The organism is Olleya aquimaris (assembly GCF_003259525.1).
In the GTDB taxonomy this organism is placed as follows: Bacteria; Bacteroidota; Bacteroidia; order Flavobacteriales; family Flavobacteriaceae; genus Olleya; species Olleya aquimaris.
In genome coordinates, this window is the sequence record NZ_QLLO01000017.1 from 1 (window position 1) to 5054 (window position 5054).

The 5054-nt window shown below is 31.5% G+C and carries 6 protein-coding genes; all 6 read right to left on the reverse strand.

Annotated elements, in window-relative coordinates; genetic code table 11:
• Positions 1-225: 225 nt before the first annotated feature.
• The 6 genes from LY08_RS13420 to LY08_RS13445 all read right to left on the reverse strand — a co-directional run bounded on the left by LY08_RS13420 (position 226) and on the right by LY08_RS13445 (position 5034).
• Positions 226-918 carry a hypothetical protein gene (locus LY08_RS13420; protein ID WP_146603232.1) on the reverse strand — a complete coding sequence of 231 codons (693 nt, stop codon included), beginning with the start codon at positions 916-918 and terminating at the stop codon, positions 226-228.
• A 169-nt stretch (positions 919-1087) separates the two neighbouring features.
• The gene (locus tag LY08_RS13530; protein WP_158526744.1) at positions 1088-1243 is read right to left on the reverse strand and encodes a hypothetical protein; all 156 of its coding nucleotides are present in this window, start codon (positions 1241-1243) and stop codon (positions 1088-1090) included.
• 951 nt (positions 1244-2194) lie between these two features.
• On the reverse strand, positions 2195-2401 hold the full coding sequence (locus LY08_RS13495; RefSeq protein WP_146603233.1) for a hypothetical protein: 207 nt from the start codon (positions 2399-2401) through the stop codon (positions 2195-2197).
• A 185-nt stretch (positions 2402-2586) separates the two neighbouring features.
• Positions 2587-2766 (reverse strand): hypothetical protein, encoded by a 180-nt coding sequence (locus LY08_RS13435; protein WP_111660948.1) that lies wholly within the window; start codon positions 2764-2766, stop codon positions 2587-2589.
• A 636-nt stretch (positions 2767-3402) separates the two neighbouring features.
• The gene (locus LY08_RS13440; RefSeq protein ID WP_111660949.1) at positions 3403-4170 is read right to left on the reverse strand and encodes an abortive infection family protein; all 768 of its coding nucleotides are present in this window, start codon (positions 4168-4170) and stop codon (positions 3403-3405) included.
• Positions 4171-4356: 186 nt separating this feature from the next.
• Positions 4357-5034: a hypothetical protein gene (locus tag LY08_RS13445; protein WP_111660335.1), complete on the reverse strand. Its 678-nt coding sequence runs from the start codon at positions 5032-5034 to the stop codon at positions 4357-4359.
• Positions 5035-5054 lie beyond the last annotated feature (20 nt).

The window sequence follows — 5054 nt, forward strand, 5'->3', positions numbered from 1 at the left end:
AAAATTCAGCGTAGAGGTTGGCAAAAGTCAGACGGTTTACAATTCCGTATTGCTTGCGCTTGAGTGGATTTCGCTATTGTAGGCAACGTTGTTGTGTATGGTTAGTTGCGTGGTTAAGCAACTAATTTAGTAAACAAATACGGACTAGAGAAAATTCCGAAGGAATTTTCCAGATAAGCACTTGCCAAAGCAATTAATTATACACGTTGTTGGCAATAGTTATTTTTAACAGGAAGAACAACTTCCAACTTTATGTTTTATAAATAATTCTTTGTCGGTTTTGTCAGATAAATAGAGAATTAATTCAATTCCAGCGTAATGAGTTGAATTTCCAACCAACATATCAAGTCGATTGTCTCCATTTAAATCTCCAATCCAATAAAGATAAATTCCACCCTCAAAACCTCCAGAAGGAAAGGAAGGAATATCCATTTTTAAAATACTTTCATTAGTCTTTCCCGAAGCAACTCTTAATTCACAATCCTTTATTTTTTTAAAATAAGGAAACTCGTTATTTTCAGTTTCTATTAACTCTCCTTTTATGTAAATCGAATAACTTCTGCTATTCTCTTCATTCTCCGAATTTGGAACAGAAAAGATTATAGTTTCTCCTGGATACATTTTTCTGTTAATCCACTTTCCATTGGTTAAACTTTTTATTGAATCCAATCCTTTGATTATAAATTTCGGTTGAACAATACTATCAGAATTGTATTTTTTAATGTTAAAATTTGTTATTAAATATTTTTCTTTTTCATAAACAGCGTAGTATTCAGAAAAGTCAATTTTAGTTTCATCCATTTCACTTCCTTCATAGCAATTCATCAGCATTACACTTACCGTATTCTCTTTTTCTAAATTTTGAGAATAGATGTTGCAATAAATCAGCAATGAAAAAATCAGAAGTCTTATGTTCATAGTTCAGTTCAGGGTTTGAGTTTAATTATTGCCAACGTTTTGTGTATGGTTAGTTGCGTGTTAAAGCAACTAAATTTAGTAAATAAAAAACGAATAGAATATTCCGCAGGAATATTCGTAAGCAGGCTAGAACTAGCAATTAATTATACACGTTGTTAGCTACAGTTTCTTATTCAGTTCGTTTTAATATTTCAGAGATTTCACTTATAATCATTTTTTTTTCAGTTGGACGCTCTGTTTTCCAGAAAATCCGTTTTCCAATTTTACGCAAATGTTTATCCCAAGATTTAGTCTGAGGTAATTGCCCATTCTTTTTATTTGCCATACTAGTTAATTTTAAACACTTAGAGTATTTGGTGTTTCTTTTACTTATTTCCTGAACGAACTATATCCAATTAAACTCCAAAAAATAAAAAGTCCCAGCAATCCGATTCTTGCATATCCAAAAAAAACAAATGACAGAAGTAATAGACTAAGTAATAGAATTATAATTTTGAACCCACTTTTGGTCTTTCTGTCTGGATTATATCTTTTACTTTCTAGTGTTCGGTTTAAGAAGATTTCATCAGATTTTTTTAAATAATAATCAATTTGAGTTTCATCCAAACCTTTTTCAAACAATTTCATTTTTATCTCATTTTTAGAAAATCCTTTTACTCGTAAAGAAATGCTGTAATCCAAATTATTCATGTTTCTAAAAATTGTAGCTAACGTTTCTGTATAAGAATAGTGCGGTTTTGCGTGCGAGGAATTTCCGCAGGAAATTCAGAAGTAGCAAAAGTGGACTATTCGTTGATTTAGCACTAAACTAAGCATTATTTTTATACGTTGTTGCCTACTGTAGTTTTTTCGTTTTTACTTTCTTAAAATTCTAAAAAAAAATCACGAAAAACAAACTAGCCAAAAATTCCGCTTTATTTATTCCGTTCGATTCCGCAAACTGGCTCAATTCCGCAAGAGTGAATTTCAGCGTTCAGATCTGATTTCCGCAACGTTTATAAATTCCGCATGAGTGGTAAGTCCGCAACAGGCTAAATTCAGATTTCGAGTAAAAAATTCAGCGTAGAGGTTGGCAAAAGTCAGACGGTTTACAATTCCGTATTGCTTGCGCTTGAGTGGATTTCGCTATTGTAGGCAACGTTGTTGTATAAGAATAGTTGCGGGTTTGTATGCGAGGATTTTCCGAAGGAAAATCAGACGTTACAGACACGCAACGACCTTTGATTAAGCAACCAAACCGCAATTATTTTTTATACGGTGTTGGCAACTGGTTTTTTTATTCAATATAATCATTTACGTCATCTTCAGGTATCCATTTTTTCATTTCAGGTAAAACTCTTTTTTGCATAAAATCGAAAAAATCCAAATGTTCTGATTCGATAATATTCCATCCTTTTACATTTGTTCCGAAAGATGGATGAAAGACGATTACATTTTCGGTCACTTTTCCATCTAAAATTTCAAATCCGACAAATGTGTCCATATCTTGTCTACGTCCAAAAGTCAGAACTTCACGATTTTGTTCGCACTCAATTTTAAATTGTTCGTTGATTGATGAATTTGGATTAATTTCCGAGTCAAAATTCCAAGGAATGAATTGGGTTAGATTCAGTTTTGCAAACCAATTAAATGAATTTGGTATTTCGTAGTTCATCGTTTTATTTAACTTTAGTCTTCTGTTATTTTGTCAGCAATTGTACTAAAATGTATTTTGACTTTTAATGGTTTTTCAATTCCTCTAATGTGAACTATCGAATATCCAATGTCAAAATCTTCTTTCACTAATACTATATCTTTTATATTTATTAAAGTCTTCTGACCATCATTTTTTAACTCTAGAAATGCCATGATTTATTGTCGTTTATTGTGATTCTGTCGGTTTCGTCAACTTGTTGCCAACGTGTTTGTGTATGGTTAGTTTGCGTGGTTAAGCAACTAATTTAATAAATAAAAACTAGCCATAAGTGAAATTCGGCAGAATTTCACGACAATTAAGAAACGAGCAAATTAAATATACACGTTGTTGCCAAACGTGGAATTTCAGTTGCTACAATTCCGCAAACAATGTTATTCCGTTTGAGTGGATTTCAGCGCAACAGTTGGAATTCCGCAAGATTAAAGTTCAGCAAATGAGTGTTTTTGTTTTTACTTTCTTAAAATTCTAAAAAAATTTCGCGCCTAAAACGAGGATTTTTTTTTAGATAAAGTGGCAAAAATTCCGCAAGAGTAAAATTCAGATCTTGAGTAAGTTTTTCAGAGTTTGAGTAGGCAGAAAATCAGCAGTTTTATAAATTCTGATTTTTTGCGTCAGAGTGAAATTCCGCTATGTTTGGCAACGTTTCGTGTATGAGCAGTGGCGTGGTTCGTCACGGACAATTGCAAACAGGTAATTGCCATTGGAAAATCCGCAGGATTTTCCAAGTAGGCGAGGACAAGCCATTGCTTATACACATTGTTACCTGCAGGCTTTTCTTTCTGTTTATATTAAAAAGGTAAATCATCGTGTTCTTCAGCAATTTTTATTGGTTTTGGGAATTTAGTTTTAAAATATGAATTTAAAAAAAGTCCAACGGTTGTAACTGAATTAACCACAAAATAGGTAAAAACAGTATCGTTTATCAAATAATCCTCTGAAGTTTTTCCGTGAAAATCAGTTTTTTCACTTCTCAATTTTTCGATTGATTGACATATTGCTAAGAGTGAACTCCCAATAGTTTTTATTTCAACAGGGTGATTGCTATCCACAATATTAAATTCTTTTAAAATTATTGTAGTTAGTTTATAAAGAGTTTCAGTTCCTTTTACTTTACTGTTAATTCGCTCGTCTTTTAATATTTCCTTTATTATACTTTCCAATGCTGAGTTTGCCAAGCCGATAGCAAGACTTGGGTCAGTTTCGATTTGCTTGAAAGCCTTTGAAAATGTGTCATAAGCGGTTTTAAATTCAGATTTTAATTCATTTTTGAATGTTGGAATCGAAGGAATAAAATCTGGAGTATCAACTCCCATATCGATAGCTACTTTTAATAAATCACTTCCTGCCATTGAGTGTAAAGTCCGTAATAAATCAATTTCTCCGTTTTCCTTTTGGAATATGTGGAAGTTTTCCCAATTATTATTCCATTGGTCTCCTTCGTACCATTTTTCAATGTATAAACTAACTTCCTTGTATGATTTATATTCTTCCCAAATAGCATCGTGAACTGATTTTACAAGTTTCATTTGATATTTTGGTGAAATTAATTCGTTCATTAATTTATAATCTTTAAATATTCAATTATTAGCGATTTTTCCAGCTTGCAGGTAACGTGATTGTATATGGAAAGTTGCGGGTTTGCGTGCGAGGAATTTCCGAAGGAAATTCAGACGTAGCAAACGTGCAACGACCTTTAAATTTAGCCTAAAATAGCAATTTTTTATATACGTTGTTAGCCATAGTTATTTATTCGATTCAAGAAATTTAGTCATTATTATGTCATTCATTTCTTTTGCCTTTTCAAGAGATTCAATTCCGTTTAGGTCTAAATAATATCCACCATAAACAAGATGATTATTTATAAGAATCAAATTGTATACATAAACCACTATGATATCGTGGTCGTCATAATAAGGCTTTATTAATTTTAAAGCAGATAATATGTTTTCATTCGGTTTATATTCTTCAATAACAATTGGCTTTTCGGAATGTAAAAAAGTTGTGTCAGAATACACTTTTTTTAAAGCTTCCAATCTGTCAACATTAATAGTTCCAGTTTTCTTTTTTTGAACTCGAAATATTCTTTCTAAATCGTTCCCAGTCAATTTCCATTTTTGCTCATTTTTGTTAATCATAAAAACAGCATAATCTTCAAAATCGAGAACATCTAGACTGTCTTTTTTTGAAAATGTATAATTGTTTAAATAAACTCCTAGAGTTTTAAACTTATCAGAAATTGATAATTCGTCAAAGTATAATTTTACTGATTTATCTGCGTAACATTCCGTCCATTTTCCAAAAGTCGGAAGATTAAAATCGATATGTTCAATTTCATTTTTTTCTTCAGAATAGTAGTCTTCTTTTTTTTCAGATTTACATCCGATTAATAGAAGTAAAAATATGATGTAAGTTCTGGTCATTCTTAATTATGGCTAACGGT

Coding starts and splice junctions, on each gene's coding strand:
- LY08_RS13420 (WP_146603232.1), bottom strand. CDS start 918: ATGAACATAAGACTTCTGATTTTTTCATTGCTGATTTATTGCAACATC.
- LY08_RS13530 (WP_158526744.1), bottom strand. CDS start 1,243: ATGGCAAATAAAAAGAATGGGCAATTACCTCAGACTAAATCTTGGGAT.
- LY08_RS13495 (WP_146603233.1), bottom strand. CDS start 2,401: ATGGACACATTTGTCGGATTTGAAATTTTAGATGGAAAAGTGACCGAA.
- LY08_RS13445 (WP_111660335.1), bottom strand. CDS start 5,034: ATGACCAGAACTTACATCATATTTTTACTTCTATTAATCGGATGTAAA.
- LY08_RS13440 (WP_111660949.1), bottom strand. CDS start 4,170: ATGAACGAATTAATTTCACCAAAATATCAAATGAAACTTGTAAAATCA.
- LY08_RS13435 (WP_111660948.1), bottom strand. CDS start 2,766: ATGGCATTTCTAGAGTTAAAAAATGATGGTCAGAAGACTTTAATAAAT.